3 protein-coding genes are annotated in these 3,139 nt (G+C 29.4%); 1 reads left to right on the forward strand and 2 read right to left on the reverse strand.

Annotation, left to right across the window (positions count from 1 at the left end; all coding sequences use genetic code 11):
• Window positions 1-58: 58 nt before the first annotated feature.
• Entirely contained in the window at window positions 59-1,435 is a 1,377-nt protein-coding gene (locus AADI82_RS14565) for an MATE family efflux transporter (protein WP_341217144.1), read from the reverse strand.
• A 315-nt stretch (window positions 1,436-1,750) separates the two neighbouring features.
• On the opposite strand from AADI82_RS14565, the gene AADI82_RS14570 reads away from it, so the two are divergent.
• Complete coding sequence (locus AADI82_RS14570; RefSeq protein ID WP_341217145.1) at window positions 1,751-2,689, forward strand: hypothetical protein; 939 nt, start codon at window positions 1,751-1,753, stop codon at window positions 2,687-2,689.
• Between the two features lie 2 nt (window positions 2,690-2,691).
• Here AADI82_RS14570 and AADI82_RS14575 read toward each other — a convergent pair.
• The coding region (locus AADI82_RS14575; RefSeq protein WP_341217146.1) for a DUF4870 domain-containing protein at window positions 2,692-3,139 on the reverse strand (448 nt) is incomplete at its 5' end.

The raw sequence follows: 3,139 nt of genomic DNA on the forward strand, positions 1-3,139 counted from the left end.
GGAAGTGTCATTTTTTGAAGTTGTTAGTTGTTAGTTGTTAGTTGTTAGTTGTTAGTTGTTAGTTGTTAGACAAAATTAACTTTTTAGTTAGATAATTAAATCTAATATATAATAAAATAGCTGCTGTTGTTAAACCTGCTAGTAATCCTAACCAAATACCAAAGCTACCATAAGCCTCTTCTTTACCTAAAAACCAACTTATTGGGAAGCCAATTAACCAATACGAAATAAAGGTAATAATCGTTGGTATTTTAACATCTTGCAATCCTCGCAAAGCACCTAAAACAACAACCTGAATACTATCACTTATTTGAAAAATTGCTGCGGCTATTAATAATTTTGAAGCGATAGAAACTACCTCGGTATTATCAACTAAGTTTTTGACATCATCAAAATCGACATATATTTTTGGCAACTGAGTATGAAATGCAAAGAAAATGATAGCAAAACCAACTGCAAATAAGGTTCCCATTAAAAATATAGAAAATGCAATACGGCGTAACTCAAAATATTTTTTCAATCCTTTTTGATTACCAACTCTAACCATAGATGCTACACTTAGCCCCATAGCAATCATAAACGTCATAGAAGACAAATTTAGCGCAATTTGGTTCGCTGCTTGCGGGTTTTTACCTAATAGACCACTTAACCATATAGCTGCAGTAAAAATGGCAACTTCAAAAAACATTTGCATCGCACTTGGTGCTCCAAGGTTTATTATTTTTTTAAGCATCAATTTATTTAGCACAAAAAACTTAATATTGGTTACAAAGGCTTTTGATTTTTCTTTTCTTTTCAATAAAAACCATAAATACCAAACCATGATAATTCGAGATATTAATGTGCCATAGGCTGCTCCAACGATACCTAATTCTGGAAATCCGAACTTTCCAAAAATCAAAATATAGTTTAAAAGTACATTTATAATATTTGCTAAAACAGTAGCATACATAGGGTATTTAGTCATAGATAATCCATCACTAAACTGTTTAAAACCTTGAAAAACTATAAGTGGAATTAATGAAAAAGCCACTAAATCTAAATATGGAATAGCCAACTCAACAACCTCGACAGGTTGTTTCATTAAATACATAAGCGGTTTTGCAAAAAACACTACTAAAAACAATAAAACACCTAAAACAGTACATAAAAACAAGCCGTGTTTAAAAGACGATTTGCCATTGGCGAAATTTTGTTCGGCATCAGCTTCAGCAACTAAAGGTGTGATAGCTGTAGAAAACCCAATACCTAAAGACATGGCAATAAACATAAAACTATTACCTAAAGACACTGCTGCAAGTTCGGCAGTTCCCAATTGACCAACCATAATATTATCTACAAAGCTAACAAATGTATGCCCCAACATACCAAGCATAACTGGTGCCGCCAGTTGCCAATTGTATTTGAATTCTTTGGTATAATCTTTTAATTGCATGGCACAAAAGTAATCTTATGCTTTGTGTTTACCAATTTTGTGATTTACTTTTAAATGTTAATAACTCAATATAATTTTTAAACATTTTACAGAAGTATTTTCATACATTCGTCACGCCTTAAAAGGCATTCTCTAACTAAGAATTTATAGCACTTAGAAACATAATAGCATTATTTTATAGGGATTAAAAATATTATGGCTTATCGTTTCATTATTAAGGAGGAAATTAATTTCCTCCTTATTTATTTCTAATTAACATTCCTTTTAGTATTTTGAATTATTGCTTTTAGTATATTGTAATAAATACTATTTTTTATGAAACATTTATTAATACTCTTTTTTACTTTCAATATCTTTTTTGGTTTTTCTCAACAAACCATTACTCCTTTTTTAGAAGATATTGTAAAACAATTTCCAAATGTAAGAGATATTGCCATTGCTCCTAACGGAAATGAAATTATGTTCTCTGCACAAAGTGTTATGGGAAGTACATCAGTTATTATTACTATAACAAAAGAAAGTGGAGAATGGAGTAATCCCAAAGTAGCATCATTTTCTGGTCAGTTTTTCGATTTAGAGCCTTTCTTTTCTCACGATGGTTTAAAGCTATATTTTGTATCAACAAGACCGTTAGATCACTCAAACAATACACCCAAAGATTTTGATATTTGGTTTGTAGAGCGACATGATTTAAAAAGCAATTGGTCTAAACCAATAAATATGGGAAGTCCTATAAATACAGAACATGGAGAGTTTTATCCATCAATAGCTAAAAATGGAAATTTTTACTTTACACGAGATAACCCTAAGTTAAAACAAAAGGATGATATTTATATGAGTGTGAGTATTAATGGAAAACTAAGCGAACCCAAAGTATTATCAGGGGCTATTAATTCTGAAGGATATGAATACAATGCGTTTATTGCTCCAGATGAATCTTACTTAATTTATGGCTGTTATAACAGAAAAGATAGTTTTGGTAGTGGTGATTTATATATAAGCTATAATACAATTGAGGGCTGGACAAAAGCTAAAAACTTAGGTGATAAAATAAATTCAACAAAAATGGATTATTGCCCATTTGTAGATGTAAAAACCAATACACTTTATTTTACAAGTAAATTAGATAACACAAAAACTAAATTTGAAAAACCTCAATCCTTTGAAGATTTACTTGATGAATTTAACAAATACGATAATGGACTGAGTAGATTGTATAAGGTTACTTTTAATTCTAATGCGTTCAAAAATTAATTTTAGACTCTTAGAAAATTAATTTTTGGAAAATACCTAATATTTTTTTCTTTATAAATTCTGTAAGAATTAATAAGAATCATTATGAAGTTAAAGCAATACATTACTACCACAAGAATCATCTGATTTCTCAAATTATTAATAATCATTGTTGGACTTATCACTCCAGTAGTATCTAATTTATTGGCCAATAATAATGCATTACAAATAAAGCCAACAGAAAAAATTATTATCCAAGTTATTTGAAAATTAATAATTGATTTCGCCAAAACATTTACATTTTTTAATTTATCTTTTTTAGAAATCCACATAATCAATGGAATAATTATACCTAATAATGGAAAAAACAAAAAAGAAAGAGCAGATAAATTTAAAGCCTGCAAGTAACCCTTATCTTCTTGTAAAGTCCAATCAATTAACTCATCGGGTGTAACATTTAGTGCATTTGCT

Source organism: uncultured Wocania sp., assembly GCF_964021735.1.
Taxonomy (GTDB): domain Bacteria; phylum Bacteroidota; class Bacteroidia; order Flavobacteriales; family Flavobacteriaceae; genus Wocania_A.